The organism is Xanthomonas dyei, from assembly GCF_002939865.1.
In the GTDB taxonomy this organism is placed as follows: Bacteria; Pseudomonadota; Gammaproteobacteria; order Xanthomonadales; family Xanthomonadaceae; genus Xanthomonas; species Xanthomonas dyei.
The window spans coordinates 41803-61858 of sequence record NZ_MDEE01000030.1 but is presented as its reverse complement, the minus strand read 5'-3'; the positions used below and the strand labels follow the sequence as shown (position 1 = coordinate 61858).

The following is a 20056-nucleotide window of genomic DNA, read 5'->3' as shown; positions in this document are numbered from 1 at the left end:
TCGCGGATTGAGGTCCTGACCAACACAGTTGCTACATGGACGTACTTGCGGCGTGTCCCGCGAGGGTGGGCGGGCAAGGGCCCTGCAGCCAAGTCGCAGACCCGCAGCTGCGCACCAGACCGGCGTGACGTCGTTTTCAGCCGCTCCAAATCCATAAGCTGGCGCGTATGGCATGCGCACACCCCGCATCAGTGGGTACCGGCATTCAACCACGCGCGCAACCGCAGGCTGTCAAACGGCCAGTCCAGCTCGCGTCCGTGCACGTCGCGCAACACCGGCACACGTGCGCCATAAGCCGCCTCAAGCGCCACATCGTCGTCGATAAACACGCTGCTGAACTCGCCAGCACGGACCTGCGCCAGCACTTCCAAGGCTTGGTCGCAGAGGTGGCAATCGTCGCGCTGGTACAGGGTCAGGGCCATCGAACAGGTCTCATGCTGCGCTGCAGCCGTGCCGCAATCGTCGAACGACTAGAATAGCCGCCTTTACGCTCACCTCTCCGGCACGCATGGCTGTCAGCACGTTCGACCTGTTCAAGATCGGCATCGGTCCCAGTTCCTCGCACACCGTGGGGCCGATGCGCGCCGCCGAGCGTTTCGTGCATCGCTGGTTGCTTGACGCCGGCCGCCTACAGGATGTGGTGCGCATCCGCGCCGAGGTGTTCGGCTCGCTGGCGCTGACCGGCCGCGGCCACGGCACCGACAAGGCCGTGTTGCTCGGGCTGGAAGGCCATCGCCCCAACCTGATCGACCCGGACGTCATTCCCGCCACGCTCGATCGTATCCGCAGTAGCAAGCGCATCAACCTGATGGGGCAGCACGCGATCGGCTTCGACGAAAAGCGCGACTTGCCGATGAACAAGCGGCAGAAGTTGCCGTACCACACCAACGGCATGCGCTTCACTGCCTACGATGCCGATGAAGGCGTGATCGCCACCCGCGATTACTACTCGGTGGGCGGCGGATTTGTGGTCAATCAGGACGACGCCGCCGACGACCGCATCGTGGCCGACGAAACGCCGCTGCCGTATCCGTTTCTCAGTGGCGACGAACTGCTGGCCCAATGCGCACGCAGTGGTTTGAGCATCGCCGCGCTGATGTTCGAAAACGAAAAGAGCTGGCGCAGCGAAGACGAGATCCGCGCCGGCCTGCGCGAACTGTGGGTGGCGATGCAATCCTGCGTGGAGCGCGGTATCCGCCAGGAAGGCACGCTGCCGGGCGGTTTGAATGTGTCGCGGCGCGCACCGGCGTTGTACCGCGAACTATCGTCCAAACCCGAAGCGGCCATGCGCGACCCGCTGACCACGCTGGATTGGGTCAACCTGTACGCACTCGCGGTCAACGAAGAAAACGCAGCCGGCGGCCGCGTGGTCACCGCACCGACCAACGGCGCGGCTGGCATCATTCCCTCGGTGCTGCATTACTTCGATCGTTTTTGTCCTGGCGCGTCCGAACAGCGCATCTTCGATTTCCTGCTTACCGCAGCGGCCATCGGCATTCTCTACAAGGAAAACGCCTCAATTTCCGGGGCCGAAGTCGGTTGCCAGGGCGAAGTAGGCGTGGCCTGTTCGATGGCAGCCGGCGGCCTGGTGGCCGCACTCGGCGGCAACCCCGGCCAGATCGAAAATGCCGCGGAAATCGGCATGGAACACAACCTTGGCCTGACCTGCGACCCGATCGGCGGGCTGGTGCAGATCCCGTGCATCGAACGCAATGCCATGGGCGCAGTGAAAGCCATCAACGCCAGCCGCATGGCGATGCGCGGCGACGGCAAACACAAGGTCTCGCTGGACAAGGTCATCAAGACCATGCGCGACACCGGCCGCGACATGCAGGACAAGTACAAGGAAACCAGCCGCGGCGGCCTGGCGGTGAACGTCATCGAGTGCTGAGCCTGCCGATGGCATGACGCCAGTGGTCAAAACGCATCGCATCACGTGGGATTGATCCAGCAATTCGCCCCGCTACTGCGGCACCCAACCGGCCGGCGCCTGCGGCGGAAAACAACCCCACATCGCAAGGCCATTTCAGCAGAAAGCCCCCTTCTCCTACCTGCGGGAGAAGGTGCCCGAAGGGCGAATGAGGGTAAGCCAGCCCGCCCCCCCCCTCGCCGCGGCACCGCCCGGATCCACGCCTCCACCACGGTGCGCCGTGTAGCCTTCCCGCACGGATCCCGGATGGAGAACACGATGCGACATCTCGCCTGTGCACTCGCACTCACCCTGGCCTGCGGCCCGCTGATGGCGCAGGAAGCCAGCTATGGCCCGCGTCTGGAAGGCTTCGATTACCCCTACCCGGTCAAGACCTACGCGTTCACCTCGCAGCAGCAGCCGCTGGAAATGGCGTATCTGGATGTCGCGCCCACTGGCAAGCCGAACGGACGCACCGCCGTGCTGCTGCACGGCAAGAATTTCTGCGCGGCCACCTGGGAATCCAGCATCGCAGCCCTGACCAAGGCCGGCTATCGCGTGATCGCGCCGGATCAGGTGGGCTTCTGCAAATCGAGCAAGCCGGCGGCCTACCAGTTCTCGTTTGCGCAGCTCGCCGACAACACACACGCACTACTGCAAAAGCTGGGGATCGACCGCGCCGTGGTCGTCGGCCATTCGATGGGCGGCATGCTCGCGATCCGCTACGCGCTGATGTACCCGCAGGCCACCGAACACCTCGCCCTGGTCGACCCGATCGGCCTGGAAGACTGGAAGGCCGCCGGCATTCCGTGGCGCAGCGTGGATGCCTGGTACGACAACGAACTCAAGATCAGCTTCGACCGTATCAAGAAGTACCAGATGGACGTGTACTATGCCGGTCAATGGAAGCCCGAATTCGAACGCTGGGCGCGCATGCAGGCCGGCATGTCGCTGGGCAACGGCAAACAGGCGGTCGCCTGGAATCAGGCCCTGACCTACGACATGGTCTTCAACCAACCGGTCGTCTATGAGCTGCCCAAGCTGGCGGTGCCGACCACGCTATTCATCGGCCTCAAGGACCGCACCGCAATCGGCAAGGACACCGCTCCGCCGGAAGTCAAGGCGCGCGTCGGCGACTACACCAAACTGGGCAAGCAGGCAGCCGCGGCCATTCCGAATGCGAGCTTGATCGAATTTGCAGACTTGGGTCACTCGCCGCAGGTGCAAAACCCGGCGCGTTTCAACGCCGCGCTGTTGAAGGCAATCGCGCAGTAACGGCGGCAGCACTCAGCAGCACGATGCCGTGGTTTGTTTCTGATGCGAACCGCAGCCGGGGCATTTCCGGCTGCGGTCGTCTCGCAGCGTTTGAAGATGACCACGGCAGGCAACGGCAGCACAAGCCGCAACCATCAGTCGCACATTCGCAATAACCATCACGCGAGTGAGCAAGCACATGCCGCACGGATAACCGCACCAACGCCTGCCAAACGATAACGCGCGCGCAACGCGCAGATGGTCTCTTGGCCCGACCGCCACCAACCAAGACGTCTGCACAAACCAGCGGCAAACCCGCGGGAGATGCAATGCATCCCCAACCAACAATTGCATCAACCAGCCACGATCCGCAGCACATCGTCCAGCAACGCGGCCGCCGTGACCTCCGCACCCGCACCCGGGCCCTGGATCAACAACGGCTGCTCGCGATAACGGTCGCTGCTGATGGCGACACGGTTGTCGGTTCCGGCGCCGCCAGCCAAGGGGTGGTCCAGCGCAAGCTCGCGCAGACCCACGCTTGCGCCATGCGCATCGACACGGCCGACAAAGCGCAGACACCGCCCTGCTGCGCGTGCCTGCTGCCAGCGCGCGCTCACTTCGGCATCAATTTCGCCCAGGCGGGCATCCAGTTGGCCAATCGGCACGCCGGTGAGGCTGGCAGGCACCAGCGACTCCACATGCACTTGCTCGGCCTCCAGTTGCCAACCAGCCGCACGCGCCAGGATCAACAGCTTGCGCCGCACATCCTCGCCGGACAGATCGATCCGCGGATCCGGCTCGGTATACCCCGACGCCACCGCCTCACGCACGCACTGCGAAAACGCGCCGCTGCCGTCGTAGCGATGAAACAGCCATGCCAACGATCCCGACAGCACGCCCTCGATCGAATGGATATGGTCGCCCCCTGCCACCAGTGCGCGTACGCTGCTCAACACCGGCAAGCCGGCGCCCACGGTGGCGCTGTCTCCGTACTGCGCACCGCTGGCATGGCGGGCGGCAAGCAGCGCGTGCGCACGCGACAACGCCGTGCCCTGGCCCAGCTTGTTGGCGGTCACCACATGCACGCCGCGCCCCAACCACTCCACATGCCAATCGGCCACCACATCGCTGGCCGTGGCGTCCACCAGCACATCGCCGGCACGCAGCGCCACGGTCTCGGCCCACGGCTGCAATACGGCCTGGCCACGCGGCGCGGCGTTGGCCTGCAGCAATGCCTGCTCCGCGCTCACGCCACAATCCTGGGCGATCCGCGAGTTGGCCAGCCAATCGAAGCGCGGCAAGCGCAGCTGACGCTGTTGCAACGCGGTGTAGCGCGTCACGAAAGCGCGGCCCACGGTGCCGGTGCCCAGCAATGCCAGACGTGGCGTGGGTGCGACCGTCGCCGCGGATGCACGTCGCGACACAGGCAGCACGCTGCTCACGCGTCGACCTGTTTGCGGTTGGTGGTGGTCAGGGTCGCCTCGGCACCCGCCAGCCCGGCGCGCAGGTCGATCAGCAAGTCTTCGGCCGATTCGATCCCGATCGACAACCGCAGCAACCCATCGGAAATGCCGGCCGCCGCACGTGCCTCGGCGGTCATCGCCGCATGCGTCATCGAAGCCGGATGCGCAATCAGGCTTTCCACGCCGCCCAGCGACTCGGCCAGCGTGAAGTAGCGCAGCCCATCGACGAAGGCGCGCACCGCCGCTTCGCCACCATTCAATTCAAAACTCATCATCGCGCCGAAGCCCTTCTGCTGACGCGCCGCCAGCGCATGGCCCGGATGCGATGCCAGTCCCGGGAAATACACCTGGTTGACCACCGCGTGCCCGTCCAGCAACGCTGCGATCGCATCGGCATTTTCCTGATGCACGCGCAGACGCGCATCCAGCGTGCGCAAGCCACGCAAGGTGAGGAAAGCATCGAACGGCGAGCCGGTCAGGCCCAGCGCATTGGCCCACCACACCAGTTGCTGATGCAGCTCGGCATCGCGCGCCACCACCGCACCGCCCACCACATCGCTATGGCCGTTGATGTACTTGGTGGTGGAGTGCAGCACCAGATCGGCGCCGAATTCCAGCGGTTTTTGCAGCGCTGGCGACAGGAAGGTGTTGTCGACCACGGTCAACGCACCTACTTTCTTCGCCGCTTCGATGACAAAGCGCAGATCGGTGATGCGCAGCAGCGGGTTGGACGGGGTTTCGATCAACACCAGCTTGGGCGACTGCGCCAAGGCATCGGCCAGCGAGCGCGGGTCGGTGAGGTCTGCAGTGATCAGCGCGAAATGGCCCTTCTTGGCCAGCGCATTGAACAGCCGCCAGCTGCCGCCGTAGGCGTCGTGCGGCACCACCAGCGTATCGCCGGGTTGCAACACGGCGTTGAGCACCAGGTTGATCGCGCCCATGCCGGTGGAGGTGATGACGCCGCCTGCGCCGCCTTCCAGCTCGGCCAACGCCTCGCCGAGCAGATCGCGGGTGGGGTTGCCGCTGCGGGTGTAGTCGTACTGGCGCTTGTTGCCGAACCCGTCGAAGGAGAAGTTCGACGACAGCACGATCGGCGGGGTCACCGCACCGTAGGCGGTATCGCGGTCGATGCCTGCGCGCACGGCGGCAGTGGCGGCGGTACAAGGGGCGTCGGCGGGGTCACGATAGCTCATGCGGTTTCTCCGGTGATGCGAAGGGCAGTAGTGAGGATCGCGTCGATGCGATCGATTTCTTTCAGAAAGGCGTCGTGGCCATATGGCGAGCGCAACACACGCAGGCTGCCGCGCGGGCCAAGACCTTCGACCAAGCTGACCATGTCGGCCAACGGCACCAGGCGATCGCCTTCCACCGCCACCACGACGGTGGGCACGCTCACCTGCGCCGGGTCGATACGGTGCAGGTCGATGGATTCGGACAGGCGCAGGTATGCGGTGACCGGGGTACGCGCCACGTACTGCGCACCGGCGGCATCCAGATAGTCTTCGGCGGCCACACGCACGCGGCCATTGATCACTTCCGGCGGCGCATCGAAGCGCTCGCTGAATTCTTCCGGCGTGCGATAGCTGAGCATCGCGAACTGCCGCGCCAGCGCCAGCCCGTGATTTTCCGCGCATTGCAGCTGGCCCAGCGCCACCGCACGGCGCTGCAGTGCGCGCCATGCTGCGGCATACGGATGCGCGCGATGCGCCCCGCTCACCGCAATCAAGGTGCCCACGCGGCCGGCATGACGGGTGGCGAACTGCAGCCCGACCAGCGCGCCATACGAGTAACCGACAAAACCGTGCAGACGGGCGATTCCCAGCGCGTCCAGCAGCGCTGCAATCGCATCGGCCTGGTCGGCGGTATCGATCGGCGCATCCAGCGTGCCATCGGCACCGAGAAAGTCGAATGCCAACAAACGGCGCGATGCAGGATCCAGCGCGCGGCCCGCACCGACCAGGCCATCCACCCAGCCTTTTTCGGTGAACACATCGCTGACCGCAAGATGCCGATGGGCAGAGATGCCGCCGGCAACGAACACCACCGGCGCATTGGCAGCGCCGATCAACTCGTAGCGCAGGCGCACCTCGCGCATACCGGCATGGCGCATCGGCAACGACACGGCAATGTCGCCGCGCAACGCGATGGCACCGTCGATGTCGGCAGCAGGTGGATCCAGATAATCAGTGATAGTTGGCGATGCTGTGGTCACGAGGCTCATGGCGATATCCAGGGTGGATCGGCCATCGAGCTTCGCGGGAGCTCGCGTTCGACGTGCGCAAGGCACGATTCGAACCATCTTTCGGCGGACGCGGAGTCCCCGCAGGATTTGGCACCAAACGCGGGCGCTTGCGCGCTCCGCTGGCTGCCCCGGCATCAAAGGGCCTGTCCCTCCGCCGGTCTCGATGGTGAGGCTAAGATGCCACCGTACTTTTGCGATGTCAATCGCTTCATGCGGATGGAAAGATATATTTTCATTCGATACCACCGGGTACCGTGATGGGCCGCATACTTGCGCCCCCGCTCGCTCAAGCCAATCGCGTGCACTACCGCGTCTTTCGCCCTCTTTCGCCCGCACGTGTTTCGGTGCTGGTCGCCGCCCTGCTGGCAGGTGCGCCGCCCGCCGCTGCGCAACAACGCTGGCATTGGAACGGCGCCGCGGCACCCGCCTCACCTGCCACCACGCCAGCGCAAACCGCTATTGCCGCAACCGGCACCGGGCCGGCCCTGCAACTGGAATGGCAGGCGCCGGTCTATCTGGCGTGGGTGACCAACCCGCTGGCCGGGCCCGCCCAGGTCCGGCTGAGTGCGCCGCCCAGCGAGGATTACCGCGCCGTGCCGCAGTTGCCGCTGACGATGTTGCTGGCGGCGCACGAGCGGCGCCTGCTGGCGCGGCTGTACCCGGCCAGCAACCAGCGCACGTTGGGCGGGCTGGGACTCAAACTCGACGTGGTGCCCGGCGATCCGCTGGCGCAGTCGCAGCCGGTGCGCTACCAGTTGCCGTTCCGCGACGCACCGGTGCAGGTGGATCAGGGCTTCGGCGGCCAGTTCAGCCATGCCGACCTGCCCAATTGGTATGCAGTGGACTTCGCCCTGCCGCAGGGCACGCCGGTGCTGGCGGCGCGCGAGGGCGTGGTCATGGAAATACGCCAGGATGTTGCCGAAGGCAGCGCCCACGACCCCAGCGCCGGCGGCGGCAATCTGGTGCGGGTGCTGCACGCCGACGGCAGCATGGCGCTGTATGCCCATCTGGCCCCGAACGGGGTAGCGGTCCGCCCCGGCCAGCGCGTCGGCACCGGCGAGCCGCTGGGTGCCTCCGGAAATACCGGCTACGGCACTGCCGCGCACCTGCATTTTTCGGTGCAACGCAACGCCGATCTGCAGCTGGTGTCGGTGCCGTTCCGCATGCTGGGCCCGCACGGCGAGCTGCACTTCCCCTCGCCGGCCCCGTAGCGGGCCGCCGCCGGCACAGCGGCCCGATGCCGCCTGGCTGCGGGTCCGTAAAAGCCCACTGCGCCGAAGCCGTTATAATCATCGGCTTCCTCAGTTTCCGCAGGCGTCCGACCGGGCGCGCCCCGCCCATGTCCGAAGTCTCCAACGAAGCCGCGCGCCGCCGCACCTTCGCGATCATTTCCCACCCCGACGCCGGCAAGACCACGCTGACCGAAAAGCTGCTGTTGTTCGGCGGAGCGATTCAGATGGCCGGCTCGGTGAAGGGCCGCAAGGCCGCGCGCCATGCCACCTCGGACTGGATGGCGCTGGAAAAGGAGCGCGGCATCTCGGTGACCTCCTCGGTGATGCAGTTCCCGTACGAGGGCAAGGTGATCAACCTACTCGACACCCCCGGCCATGCCGACTTCGGCGAGGACACCTATCGCGTGCTCACTGCGGTGGACTCTGCGCTGATGGTGATCGACGTGGCCAAGGGCGTGGAAGAACGCACCATCAAGTTGATGGAAGTCTGCCGCCTGCGCGACACGCCCATCATGACCTTCATCAACAAGCTCGATCGCGAGGGCAAGAACCCGATCGACCTGCTGGATGAAGTGGAAACCGTGCTCGGCATCCAGTGCGCGCCGGTAACCTGGCCGATCGGCATGGGCCAGCGCCTGAAGGGCGTGGTGCATCTGATCACCGGCGAGGTGCATCTGTACGAACAAGGCCGCAACTTCACCCGCCAGGATTCGACCATCTTCCCGTCGCTGGACGCGCCGGGCCTTGCCGCCAAGATCGGCGAGCAGATGCTGGCCGAACTGCGCGACGAGCTGGAACTGGTGCAAGGCGCCAGCAACGCGTTCGATGTGGATGCCTACCGCGCCGGCCAGCAGACGCCGGTGTTCTTTGGCTCCGGCGTCAACAACTTCGGCGTGCAGCCGCTGCTGGACTTCTTCATCGAACACGCCCCGCCGCCGCAGGCGCGCGACACCACCGGCCGCCGCGTCGCGGCCACCGAGGCCAAGCTCAGCGGCTTCGTGTTCAAGATCCAGGCCAACATGGACCCGCAGCATCGCGACCGCGTGGCGTTCATGCGCGTGTGCTCGGGCAAGTTCACCGCCGGCATGAAAGCGTTGCATGTGCGCAGCGGCAAGGACCTCAAACTCGCCAACGCACTGACCTTCATGGCCAGCGACCGCGAGATCGCCGCCGAAGCCTGGCCGGGCGATGTCATCGGCATCCACAACCACGGCACCATTTCCATCGGCGACACCTTCACCGAAGGCGAATCGCTGTCGTTCACCGGCATCCCCAACTTCGCGCCGGAACTGTTCCGCCGCGCGCGCCTGCGCGACCCGCTCAAGCTCAAGCAGTTGCAAAAGGGCCTGGCGCAGCTGTCCGAAGAAGGCGCCACGCAGTTCTTCCGCCCGTTGATGAGCAACGATCTGATCCTGGGCGCGGTGGGCGTGCTGCAGTTCGACGTGGTGGCCTACCGGCTCAAAGACGAATACGGCGTGGATGCGATCTTCGAGCCGGTGAGCGTCACCACCGCGCGCTGGGTGCATTGCGACAACGCCAAGAAGCTGGAGGAATTCCGCGAGAAAAACGCCGGCAATCTGGGCATCGATGCGGCCGGCCAGCTGGTCTATCTCGCACCCACGCGCGTCAACCTGCAGCTGGCGCAGGAACGTGCGCCGGATGTGCGTTTCTCGGCAACGCGCGAGCATGCGCACGCCAAGGCCATCGACTGAGAACGACCAGGATCGACAAGGCAGCGCAACGGCTGGCGATGCGATTTTCGTGCAGTTGCGGTACCTTTTTGGAATGAACGCAGACGCCTCCGCCTCGACCGACCTGCGCGACGAAATCGCCAGCGCCGTGACCCACGGCCTGGGTGCCATTGCCGCCCTGGCCGGTGGTTCGGTGCTGATTACGCTGGCCGCCATCTATGGCGATGGCTGGCAGTTGGCTACCTCCATCGTGTTCAGTGCCACGCTGGTGTTGCTCTACGTCGCCTCCACGCTGTTCCACGCCATCCCGCATCCGGGCGCCAAGGCGCGCCTGCAGGTGCTGGATCATTGCGCAATCTATCTGTTGATCGCCGGCACCTACACGCCATTTACGCTGATCAATCTGCGTGGCACATGGGGTTGGGGATTGTTCGCCGCCATCTGGACGATCGCCGCCGCCGGGGTCATCTTCAAACTGTTCTTCACCGGCCGCTTTCGCTTGCTGTCCACGGTCCTCTATCTGGCCATGGGATGGTTGATCATCGTGGCGATCCAGCCGCTACTCCGCTCGGTGGACACCTGGTCGCTGTGCTGGCTGCTCGCTGGCGGGCTGTTCTACACGTTGGGCACCTACTTCTATCAACGCGACACGCAACGCTACTTCCATGCGATCTGGCACCTGTTCGTGCTCGCCGGTAGCGCCTGCCACTTCGTTGCGGTGATCGAACAAGTGGTGTGATCGTCGTCGCGTTCGCGCGCCGGTCACGAGCCATCGCCAACCATGGGCCGCGTGAACAACGCGCCCCAGACTGCTGCTGCCCCTTCCGCCCGCACACCGCGTCGTAGACGCTGGCTGATCGGGCTCGGCAGTGTTGCAGCTGTCCTGGTGATCTTTGTGCTGCTGTTCGACTGGAACTGGCTACGCGGCCCGGTCGAACGCATCGTCAGCGCCAAGACCGGCCGCGATTTCCACCTGGGGCACCTGGACGTGGACCTGGGCCGCACCACCACCGTTCGCGGCGAGCGCTTGCAGCTGGGCAATGCCGCGTGGTCCAAGCGCGGCGCGATGGCAGAACTGAACGCTGCCGAGATCGATGTCGAGCTATGGCCCCTGCTGCGCGGCAAGGTGCGGCTGCCGGAAATCCGCCTCGATCAGCCCACCGTTGTGCTGGAAGCCGGCAACGACACGCATCCGGGCAACTGGGTGTTCGATCCTCAGAATGGCGATGGCAGCATGCCGCGGCTTGGCCGGCTGCTGGTGACCAAGGGACGGCTGCAATACATCGACGACGCCATGCGCTCCAATATCGATGTGGCCATCAACAGTCTGGCGCCTCCGCGCAGCGACCAGCGTGCAGCGCCGATGGGCATCGACGGCAAGGGCCGCTGGAAGGGCTACCCGTTTACGCTGAAAGGCAACACCGCTTCGCCGCTCGAGTTGAGCCAGAGCGAACATCCCTTCCGCATCGATCTGCGCGGCAGTGCCGGCGCCACCCGTACGCACGTGCGCGGCACGCTGACCAATCCGTTTCAGTTCCGCGTCTTCGATCTGCAGATGGCGCTCAGCGGCCAGGACATGGAAGACCTATACCCGCTGACCGGCGTCGCCATGCCATCCACGCCGCCGTACACACTCGACGGCCGGCTGCGCCGCGATGGCGACGTGTGGCGCTACGAGACGTTCACCGGCCGTGCCGGCGACAGCGATCTGTCCGGCACGGCCGAGGTGGACCTGCGCAATAAACGCCCATTCCTACGTGCCGATCTGGCATCCAAGCGGCTGGACTTCGACGATCTGGCCGGCTTTGTCGGTGCGCCGCCAAAGACCGGTGCCGACGAGTCGGCCAACGCGGAGCAGAAAAAGCAGGCAGCACAGCTTGCCGCCAGCGCGCGCGTCCTGCCGACCACGCCCTACGACCTGTCCAAGCTGCGCGCGATGGATGCACAGGTGCGTTGGCGCGCGCAGCGCATCAATGCACCGTCCTGGCCGCTGGACGACATGGATGCGTCGCTGAAGTTGAAGGACGGCCTGCTGCAATTGGACCCGCTGAACTTCGGTGTGGCCGGCGGAGACATCCGCTCGACCATCCGCATGGATGCGCGCAACCCCGTCATCGTCACGCAGCTGAAAGCCGGCATTCGCGGCATTCGGTTGGATCGGCTATTTCCCGACGCAACGCTCGCCAAGCAGGCCTCAGGCGCAATCGGCGGCGAGCTGGATCTGCGTGGCCGCGGCAACTCGATTGCCGCAATGCTCGGTAGTGCGGATGGCTCGATTGGCGTCGGCATGGGCCGCGGTCATGTCGGCAACCTGATCATGGAGCTGGCCGGCCTGGACATCGCCGAATCGCTGAAATATCTGTTCACCAAGGACCGTCAGATCCCGGTGCGCTGCATGTTCGGCGACTTCGGCGTGCAGGACGGCCTGATGCAGTCGCGCGCCCTGGCCTTCGACAGCACCGACACCATCATCGTTGGCGAAGGCAACATCAGCCTCAAGAACGAAACGCTCGATCTGCTGCTGCGCCCACGCCCGAAAGATCGCAGCATTCTGAGCCTGCGTTCGCCATTGCGGATTGGCGGAACCTTCAAGGACCCGAGCTTCCACCCGGATTTCAAGGCACTCGGACTGCGCGGCGCGATTGCCGTTGCACTCGGCACCATCGCGCCGCCCGCAGCGCTGCTTGCCACCTTCGAACCTGGCCCGGGCAAGGACAGCGATTGCGGTGGCAAGTACGCGCAGTGACCGCGCCGGCATTGAATGACGCTCAGAGCGGTTAACCAGGCGACTGTATTAACCGCCAGGCGGGGGCAGCCGGTGCCGGGTGGGGCACATACAACTCGTACACTCCAGTTCTGAGTACGCCGCCCACACCCGATTGACGACTGCTCGCTACGTTTGATTAGCCGCTCTTAGACGGTGGCACGATCAGCCGGCTGGCAGATCAACACCCGCCATCAACCGCCAGCCGGGAACACGCTCAACTGGCGATGTAGCGCTGCAACTGGTCGATATCCTGCTGCTGCGCTTCGATCACCGCCTTGACCAGATCGCCGATCGAGATCACGCCGTGCACGCGGCCGTTTTCGACCACTGGAAGATGCCGGAAGCGGCCGTCGGTCATCAATTGCATGCAGCGCTCCACGCTCTCCGATGGCGACACCGTCACCACCTGCGAACTCATGATCTCCGCCACGCTGGTGGTCGCTGAAGAGCGATCGCGCAGCACCACCTTGCGCGCGTAATCGCGCTCGGACACGATGCCGACGAGTCGCTCCCCGTCCATCACCAACACCGCACCGATGCCCTTGTCGGCCATCAGCCGGATCGCCTCGATCACTGCGGCATCGGCCGCAACCGCAAATACCTCAACCTGTTTGGTCCCCAACAGCTGTCGTACGGTCTGCATGGCCCGCTCCGCGCTTGGTCTGGTCGTCGCAGACTACTCCCACCGCGCCGCGGTGGGTATCGACCAGATACAGCGGGCGCTGCTTGGCCTCGTCATACAACCGACCCAGGTATTCGCCGATCAACCCCAATGCAATCAACTGGATGCCACCCAGAAACAGGATCACCGACATCATGGTCGGCCAGCCGGCCACCGGGTCGCCGATCAGCGCCGCCTTGACCACCACCCAGGCGCCGAACAGGAAGGCAGCAAGCGCGGTCATCAGGCCTAGGTAGGTCGCTGCACGCAGCGGAACCGTGGAAAAACTGGTGATACCGTCGAGCGCGAAATTCCACAACCGCCATACGGTGAACTTGCTACGCCCGGACAGACGCGGCGCGCGCCGATACGGCAATGCCACCTGTCGAAACCCCACCCAGCCGAACAGGCCTTTCATGAACCGGTGGCGCTCGCGCAGCTGCTGCAAGGCCTCCACGACGCGGGGCGAGAGCAGTCGAAAATCGCCGGTATCGGCTGGAATCGGGGTGCGCGACAAACGCCGAATCACCCGATAAAACGCATGTGCGGCGCCGCGCTTGAGCCAGCTCTCGCCCTCGCGAAAGACCCGGGTCCCAAAGATATTGTCGTAGCCGCCGCGCCAGAGCGCGACGAATTCGGGAATCAACTCCGGCGGATCCTGGCCATCGGCATCGAGCAGCACCACCGCGCCCGGCAGCACATGATCCAGCCCTGCAGAAATGGCCACCTCCTTGCCGAAATTGCGCGACAACCGCAGCGCGCTGACCTGCGCATCGTCCTGTGCAAGTGCCTGCAGGACGTTCCAGGTGCCGTCGGTGCTACCGTCGTCGACATACAGCACACGCGTCTGCAAACCCTGCAGGTCCGCCAGCACCGCACACAGGCGCGGATGCAACAGCGCAATGCTGGTTTCTTCATTGAAGGCGGCGATGACCACCGTGAGGCGCTCGGTGGCGGCAGGCAATTGGGCGGTATCGATCGTATTCACCTCACGGCGCCTGCAGATAAGCAGCGCCGCCCAACTGGCGTGCCTGCCGTTGAATCCAGGCGGTGCGCCGCTGCACATATGCACCCGGCCGACGTGCGTCGTAGCGTCTTGGCGATGGCAATACCGCGGCCAGACGCGCCGACTCGGTCGGCGACAAGCCCGCCGCATCCTTCCCCCAGAACTGCCGCGCAGCCGCCTGCGCGCCGTACACCCCGTCGCCAAATTCGGCCACGTTGAGGTACATCTCCAGAATGCGCTGCTTGGGCCAGAGCAGCTCGATCAGCACGGTGTACCAGGCTTCCAGGCCTTTGCGCACCCAACTGCGGCCTTGCCACAGAAAGACATTCTTGGCGACCTGCTGACTGATCGTGCTGGCGCCACGCACGCGCCCGCCGCGTGCATTGTGATCGCGCGCCTTCTCGATGGCCTGCAGATCGAACCCGTGATGCATCGGAAACTGCTGATCCTCGGCAGCGACCACCGAAATCGGCAGGCTGGCGGCGATCTGATCGTAATCGCGCCACTGCTGGTGCAGCGAAAAACTCACGTCCCCCTCGCCCCAGGCCTCCAGGTAGCGCCCGACCATCATGCTGCTGATCGGCGGGTCGACCACCCGCAGCACTAACACCTGCAGCACGCTGGCCGCGGCGAACAGCAGCGGCGCGGCCAGAATCCAGCGCAGCCAGCGCCTGCGCCGTGGCGGTGTCACCTGCTTGCCATCCAATGCATCCGTCCCCATTAGTTCGCTTCGACCTTCAATCCCGACGCCTGCCGCATTATCCGGCAACCAGCGTCCCTTACGTCCGATGTCTCCATGACCGATCACGATCAGCTTTCCCGTTTCCTGCTGCCTGCCGCCGGCGTGCGCGGTGTCCATGTGCGTCTGACCAAGGCCTGGCACGACGTCCAGGGCGCAGCCGAGTACCCGCCGGCCGCGCGCCAGCTGCTGGGCGAAGCGGCGGTGGCGGCCGCCCTGTTCACCGGCCATACCAAGGTCGACGGACGTCTGTCGGTGCAGTTGCGCGGCAACGACACAATGCGCACCCTGTTTGCCGAATGCACCGCCGCAGGCACTTTGCGCGGCATCGTGCAACTGGCCGAGGGTGCCGACGCGCCCACCGACTTGCGCGAGCTGGGCGAGGCCGCGCTGCTGGCGATCACCATCGAAAATCCCGGCCTGGACCCGCGCGAACCGCAGCGCTACCAGAGCCTGGTCGGCATGCAGGCTCCGGATCTGGCCGAAGCCTTCGAAACCTATTTCCAGCAGTCCGAGCAGTTGCCGACCCGCCTGCTGCTGGCCGCCGGCCCGGATCAGGCCGCTGGACTGCTGCTGCAGAAACTGCCCGGCGACGAAGGCGACAACGATGGCTGGACCCGCATCGGTGCCCTGTTCGACACCCTCGGCGCGCCTGAGCTGTTGTCGGTGGCCAGCGAAGATCTGCTGCACCGCCTGTTCCACGAAGAAGACCCGCAGCTGCTGGGCGGCAAACCGCTCAGCTTCGGTTGCTCCTGCTCGCGCGAGCGGGTCGCGTCGATGCTGGAATCGCTGGGTGAAGAAGAGGCGCGCGCAGCCGCTGAAGAGACCGGCGAGGTGGAAGTGCGGTGCGAGTTCTGTGGCCGCGAGTATCACTTTCCGTTGACCGAGTTGGCCGTACTTTTCAGCACGGCGCAGCCCTCTCAGCAGGCGCCGGAACGGTTGCAATAGATAGCATCGGCGGTGCGTTCTGGGGAACGCGACCACTTGTTAAATAATCATAAACACCCTAGCATTCTCATTGCCCGCTCTCGGGAACTTAACAACTGCCCCTGGGTCTGAACTCTGGTATGCGACACCTTCTGCGCCTTCCGCTTGCTTTGCTGGTTGCCCTTGCGGCAGCGACGGGTGTGCATGCGCAGTCGGCGTCCCAGCAGCTGCGCGAAAGCACCATCCTGCCGGTGTGGAACAAGGGGAGCGGCAAGGTGGAAGCCTTTCTGTACCTGGAACCCACTGGCGAGCAGAAGGCCGGCGCGCGCTGGCATTTCGGCCGTAATTCGCTGGATGCCGCGTTCGGCCTGACCTCGGGCGATTCGCTGGGTCTGCTCTGTAACAGCAGCCGTGGCACCAACATCAGCGGTCTTGCCAGTCACTGCCTGCTCGCCGGCATCGGCGACGATGAAGAAGACAGCGCCGCCGCATCGCGCCGTGTCTCCGGCACGCTGGGCTTCAACCGTGGCAGTGGCCGCGTCGGCGTCACCGCAGGTGCCGGTCGCGACACCCTGCCCGCCTGGCTGATCGGCGCCGGCAAGGCACCGCTGACCCGCGTCGAGCAGAACGACCTGACTGTCTTCGGCCAGAAAAACATCGGCCGCGAAGGCTTTGTCTCGATCGGCGGCACCTACGCCCGTGCGCGCCTGGTCCCGCTGGCTGACGTCTCCCCGGCCATCGCCGACCAGTGGGACAGCAAGACCCTCAGCGTCGGCGGTGGCTATGGCGCCTTCAGCGCCAATGTCATCGGCCGCGTTGTCGACGTCCCCGGCCAGCCGGAAAAATGGGAAGGCCTGGGCCTTGGCTTGACCTGGCGCACCCCCTGGAGCGGCCAGTTGACGGTCGGCGCAGAGAACGTCATCTCCCGCGGCAAGAACCCGTTTGCTCCGAACAACGAGAGCAACAGCGACGGCACGATTCCTTATGTCAGGTATGAGCAAGACCTGTAAGCCACTGACCTGAAACGAAATTCCAAGAGCGCCACCGATCACAAAATCGGTGGCGTTTTTCGTTCAGGAATACCTGAAACGGCACTTTTTCACAACTTCCTTCTTTTTCGTTAACGGGACTTTAATTCCTGGCGCAACGCATATACCATCGGTTCACCCTGACGTTTTGGATCCGCTTCTTCGGAACCCCCGACAGGCAAACAACCCTTGGCAGTACCCAAGATCACTTGGAGAGAGAGCTAATGAATTGCAAGTCCAACAAGCTGCGCGATGCAGTTGTCCTCGCGCTTGTCGTGGGTGTGGGCGGTACTGGTACCGCCATCGCTCAGGAAGCCGGCACCACCAACCTTGACAAGATCGAAGTCACCGGTTCGCGCATCAAGCGCGCCGACGTCGAAACATCGCAGCCGGTCTTCAGCATGAGCCGTCAGCAGATCGAATCGCAGGGTCTGACCTCGATCGGTGACGTGATCCAGAACATCAGCTCGGGCGGTTCGGCGCTCAACAGCAACGTCAACAATGGCGGCAACGGCGAAACACGCGTCAACCTCCGCAATCTCGGCTCCAACCGCACCCTGGTGCTGGTCAATGGTCGTCGTTGGGTCGGCGGTACAGGCCTGGGCGGCGCAGTCGACCTCAACACGATTCCGACTGCTGCCGTCGAGCGCATCGAAGTGCTGAAGGACGGCGCCTCCACGATTTACGGCTCCGACGCTATCTCCGGCGTTGTCAACATCATCCTGCGTCAGAACTTCGATGGCGCCGAAGCGAATGCGTATTTCGGTCAGTACGACAAGGGCGATGGCAGCCGCGAGTCCTACGACTTCACCATCGGCTCGACCGGCGATCGTTGGCACGCCACGCTGGGTGTCGGCTACGTCAAGGAAGAGCAAGTGTGGGCGGGCGATCGCGAGATTTCCGCAGTGCCGGTCTTCGGCGCGGTTCGGGGCACGGGAAATAGCACCACGATTCCGGGTGGACGTTTCGGCATCTTCGGACCGACCGGCCCTGATCCCACCACCGGCGCTCCGACATTCGGCGCAACCCGTTTCAATGGAACGCCGGGGTTCTCCATCACCAACAACGGTGGTACGACCTCGCGCAATTACACGGCTGCCGACAGCTACAACTTCGCGCCGGCCAACTATCTGGTGACCCCGCAGGAGCGTAAGTCGGTGTTTGCCGACGCTGGCCTGTCGATCACCGACAACGTGCGCTTCAAGACCACGGTGACCTACAACGAGCGTGAGTCGAGCCAGATCCTCGCGCCGATGCCGATCGTGCTGGGTCGCTCCGCACCTGGCACCAATGGTGCAGACATCGTCATCTCTGCCAACAACATCTACAACAACACTGGCCGCGATATCGATTACATCCAGTACCGTGCTGAAGAAACCGGCGGTCGCATTTTCAGCCAGAACGTCAAGACGTTCGGTTTCAGCGGTGCATTCGAAGGTGACTTCGAAGTTGGTCAGCGCTTCTTCAGCTGGGAAGCCGGTATGTTCTACGGCAAGAACGACCAGACCGATCGCACCACTGGCCTGTTCAACATCTCCGCGCTGCGCAATGCACTTGGCCCGTCGTTTGTTGACGCAGGTGGCGTCGCACGTTGCGGCACCGCTGCCAGCACCATCGACGGCTGCGTCCCGATGAACATGCTGAGCGGCCCGGGTTCGTTGACCCCGGAAATGCTGAGCTATGCCGGTTTCAATGCGCATGACCTGTACGGATATGAGCAGAAGACTTACTTCGGCAACATCGGCGGCGAACTGTTCGATCTGCAGGGAGGCGCGTTTGCCTTCTCCTTGGGCGCTGAACACCGCGAAGAGTCGGGCTTTGATGATCCGGACGCGCTGATCAACTCCGGCGACACCACCGGCAATGCGCGTACCGCCACCAACGGCGGCTACAAGCTGGACGAAGCCTACCTCGAACTCGCCGTGCCGCTGCTGGCCGACCTGCCTGGCGCCCAGTTGCTCGACTTCAGCCTGGCGACGCGTTATTCGGATTACAGCAACTTCGGCGATACCACCAACAGCAAGTTCGGTTTCCGCTGGAAGCCGATCACCGACCTGATGATTCGTGGTAACTGGTCGCAGGGCTTCCGCGCCCCGTCGATCAACGAACTGTTCCAGGGCGTGAGCGACACCTTCGAAGACGTACGCGATCCGTGCGCAGGCACTTTCAGCGATGGTTCGGTCAACGCAACCCGCCCGGGCTCGTGCGGCGCGGTGCCGGCTTATGCACAGGCCAACCCGCAGGTGCGCACCGCGACCGGCGGCAACCCGAACCTGCAGCCGGAAACCTCGACGTCCAAGACGTTGGGCTTCGTCTACAGCCCGGGCTGGGTCACCGGCCTGGATGTCTCGCTCGACTGGTGGAACATCGAGATCGAAGACGCGATCGACACGCAGACCGTGCAGGAAACCCTGGACAGCTGCTACGTGGGCGGTATCGCCAATGCCTGCTCGCTGATTCAGCGCGAGCCGACCGGCGAAGTCTCCAACCTGTTGGCCGTACCCAACAACATCGCCAGGATCGAAGCCGAAGGCTACGACCTGACCGTGGGCTACCGCCTGCCGGACACCGCTTGGGGCAGCTTCAATGTGGTGTGGGATTCGACCTACATGAGCAAGTTCGTGGTCGAAAAACCGCTGCAGGATCCGGAAAACCGCGTTGGTCTGTACCGCGGCGGTTCGGCACGTGACAACAACTGGCGTATCCGCTCCAACCTGATGCTGAACTGGGAACTGGGCGATATCGGCGGCTCGGCCTCGATGCGTTACTACAGCTCGCAGGTTGAAAACTGCACCGGCGCCAATGTCGCGACCCCGGCCAACGTGGCACTGCTGTGCTCGGATCCGAATCGCAGGACCAGCGCTGGCGCTGCTCCGCGTAACCATGTTCCGAGCGTGACCTACACCGATCTGGCCGCTTACTGGAAGGCTCCGTGGAATGCGCGCGTGACCGTTGGCGTGAACAACGCTTTCGACCGCGATCCGCCGCAAGCTGCGACCGCGTTTGCCAATAGCTTCGACTCGCAGTACGAAATTCCGGGTCGTTTCTATTACATGCGCTACACCCAGAAGTTCTGATAGGCAGTTTGCGTAGACCGTAAACAAAAAGCCGCGATTCGAAAGAATCGCGGCTTTTTT

At 64.3% G+C, this 20056-nt stretch carries 16 protein-coding genes, 1 other RNA gene and 1 riboswitch; of the genes, 10 read left to right on the top strand and 7 right to left on the bottom strand.

The window, feature by feature from the left end:
- Positions 1 to 188: 188 nt before the first annotated feature.
- Positions 189 to 422, bottom strand: coding sequence for a glutaredoxin family protein (locus XdyCFBP7245_RS17270; protein WP_104616747.1), 234 nt, complete (start codon positions 420 to 422; stop codon positions 189 to 191).
- Positions 423 to 508: 86 nt separating this feature from the next.
- Between XdyCFBP7245_RS17270 and XdyCFBP7245_RS17265 the strand changes: the two genes are divergently transcribed.
- Positions 509 to 1891: an L-serine ammonia-lyase gene (locus XdyCFBP7245_RS17265; RefSeq protein WP_104616746.1), complete on the top strand. Its 1383-nt coding sequence runs from the start codon at positions 509 to 511 to the stop codon at positions 1889 to 1891.
- A gap of 285 nt (positions 1892 to 2176) precedes the next feature.
- Positions 2177 to 3184, top strand: a complete 1008-nt coding sequence (locus tag XdyCFBP7245_RS17260) for an alpha/beta fold hydrolase (protein WP_372469507.1) — start codon at positions 2177 to 2179, stop codon at positions 3182 to 3184.
- A 332-nt stretch (positions 3185 to 3516) separates the two neighbouring features.
- Here the strand turns inward: XdyCFBP7245_RS17260 and XdyCFBP7245_RS17255 are convergent, their stop codons facing one another.
- From XdyCFBP7245_RS17255 to metX, 3 genes are read right to left on the bottom strand one after another with little or no spacing between them, the layout of a single operon-like run.
- On the bottom strand, positions 3517 to 4605 hold the full coding sequence (locus XdyCFBP7245_RS17255; RefSeq protein WP_104616745.1) for a homoserine dehydrogenase family protein: 1089 nt from the start codon (positions 4603 to 4605) through the stop codon (positions 3517 to 3519).
- A complete protein-coding gene (locus XdyCFBP7245_RS17250; RefSeq protein WP_104616744.1) occupies positions 4602 to 5819 on the bottom strand; it encodes an O-succinylhomoserine (thiol)-lyase in 1218 nt (405 codons plus the stop codon). Before XdyCFBP7245_RS17250 ends, XdyCFBP7245_RS17255 begins: the two co-directional genes overlap by 4 nt.
- On the bottom strand, positions 5816 to 6847 hold the full coding sequence (gene metX / locus XdyCFBP7245_RS17245; RefSeq protein WP_104616743.1) for a homoserine O-succinyltransferase MetX: 1032 nt from the start codon (positions 6845 to 6847) through the stop codon (positions 5816 to 5818). The genes XdyCFBP7245_RS17250 and metX overlap by 4 nt, the downstream gene beginning before the upstream one ends.
- A 71-nt stretch (positions 6848 to 6918) precedes the next feature.
- Positions 6919 to 7038, bottom strand: a riboswitch (SAM riboswitch).
- Positions 7039 to 7167: 129 nt separating this feature from the next.
- On the opposite strand from metX, the gene XdyCFBP7245_RS17240 reads away from it, so the two are divergent.
- The 5 genes from XdyCFBP7245_RS17240 to XdyCFBP7245_RS17220 all read left to right on the top strand — a co-directional run bounded on the left by XdyCFBP7245_RS17240 (position 7168) and on the right by XdyCFBP7245_RS17220 (position 12700).
- Positions 7168 to 8079, top strand: coding sequence for a M23 family metallopeptidase (locus tag XdyCFBP7245_RS17240; RefSeq protein ID WP_386261643.1), 912 nt, complete (start codon positions 7168 to 7170; stop codon positions 8077 to 8079).
- A 128-nt stretch (positions 8080 to 8207) separates the two neighbouring features.
- Positions 8208 to 9812, top strand: coding sequence for a peptide chain release factor 3 (locus tag XdyCFBP7245_RS17235; protein ID WP_104616741.1), 1605 nt, complete (start codon positions 8208 to 8210; stop codon positions 9810 to 9812).
- Between the two features lie 73 nt (positions 9813 to 9885).
- On the top strand, positions 9886 to 10530 hold the full coding sequence (trhA, locus tag XdyCFBP7245_RS17230; protein WP_104616740.1) for a PAQR family membrane homeostasis protein TrhA: 645 nt from the start codon (positions 9886 to 9888) through the stop codon (positions 10528 to 10530).
- 42 nt (positions 10531 to 10572) lie between these two features.
- Entirely contained in the window at positions 10573 to 12537 is a 1965-nt protein-coding gene (locus XdyCFBP7245_RS17225; RefSeq protein ID WP_104616739.1) for an AsmA family protein, read from the top strand.
- An 86-nt stretch (positions 12538 to 12623) separates the two neighbouring features.
- Positions 12624 to 12700: non-coding RNA, sX9 sRNA (locus tag XdyCFBP7245_RS17220), on the top strand.
- Between the two features lie 72 nt (positions 12701 to 12772).
- On the opposite strand, the gene XdyCFBP7245_RS17215 is transcribed toward XdyCFBP7245_RS17220, so the two are convergent.
- From XdyCFBP7245_RS17215 to mtgA, 3 genes are read right to left on the bottom strand one after another with little or no spacing between them, the layout of a single operon-like run.
- The gene (locus tag XdyCFBP7245_RS17215) at positions 12773 to 13201 is read right to left on the bottom strand and encodes a CBS domain-containing protein (protein ID WP_104616738.1); all 429 of its coding nucleotides are present in this window, start codon (positions 13199 to 13201) and stop codon (positions 12773 to 12775) included.
- On the bottom strand, positions 13161 to 14207 hold the full coding sequence (locus XdyCFBP7245_RS17210; protein WP_104616737.1) for a glycosyltransferase family 2 protein: 1047 nt from the start codon (positions 14205 to 14207) through the stop codon (positions 13161 to 13163). The genes XdyCFBP7245_RS17215 and XdyCFBP7245_RS17210 overlap by 41 nt, the downstream gene beginning before the upstream one ends.
- Position 14208: 1 nt before the next feature.
- Positions 14209 to 14946 carry a monofunctional biosynthetic peptidoglycan transglycosylase gene (gene mtgA, locus XdyCFBP7245_RS17205; protein ID WP_104616736.1) on the bottom strand — a complete coding sequence of 246 codons (738 nt, stop codon included), beginning with the start codon at positions 14944 to 14946 and terminating at the stop codon, positions 14209 to 14211.
- Between the two features lie 75 nt (positions 14947 to 15021).
- Here mtgA and hslO point away from each other — a divergent pair, with 75 nt between their 5' ends.
- The 3 genes from hslO (at position 15022) to XdyCFBP7245_RS17190 (ending at position 19996) form a co-directional block, all read left to right on the top strand.
- Positions 15022 to 15912 (top strand): Hsp33 family molecular chaperone HslO, encoded by an 891-nt coding sequence (gene hslO / locus XdyCFBP7245_RS17200; protein ID WP_104616735.1) that lies wholly within the window; start codon positions 15022 to 15024, stop codon positions 15910 to 15912.
- A 152-nt stretch (positions 15913 to 16064) separates the two neighbouring features.
- Positions 16065 to 16901: an XOO1806 family protein gene (locus XdyCFBP7245_RS17195; RefSeq protein ID WP_046964878.1), complete on the top strand. Its 837-nt coding sequence runs from the start codon at positions 16065 to 16067 to the stop codon at positions 16899 to 16901.
- 242 nt (positions 16902 to 17143) lie between these two features.
- Positions 17144 to 19996: a TonB-dependent receptor domain-containing protein gene (locus XdyCFBP7245_RS17190; protein WP_104616734.1), complete on the top strand. Its 2853-nt coding sequence runs from the start codon at positions 17144 to 17146 to the stop codon at positions 19994 to 19996.
- Positions 19997 to 20056 lie beyond the last annotated feature (60 nt).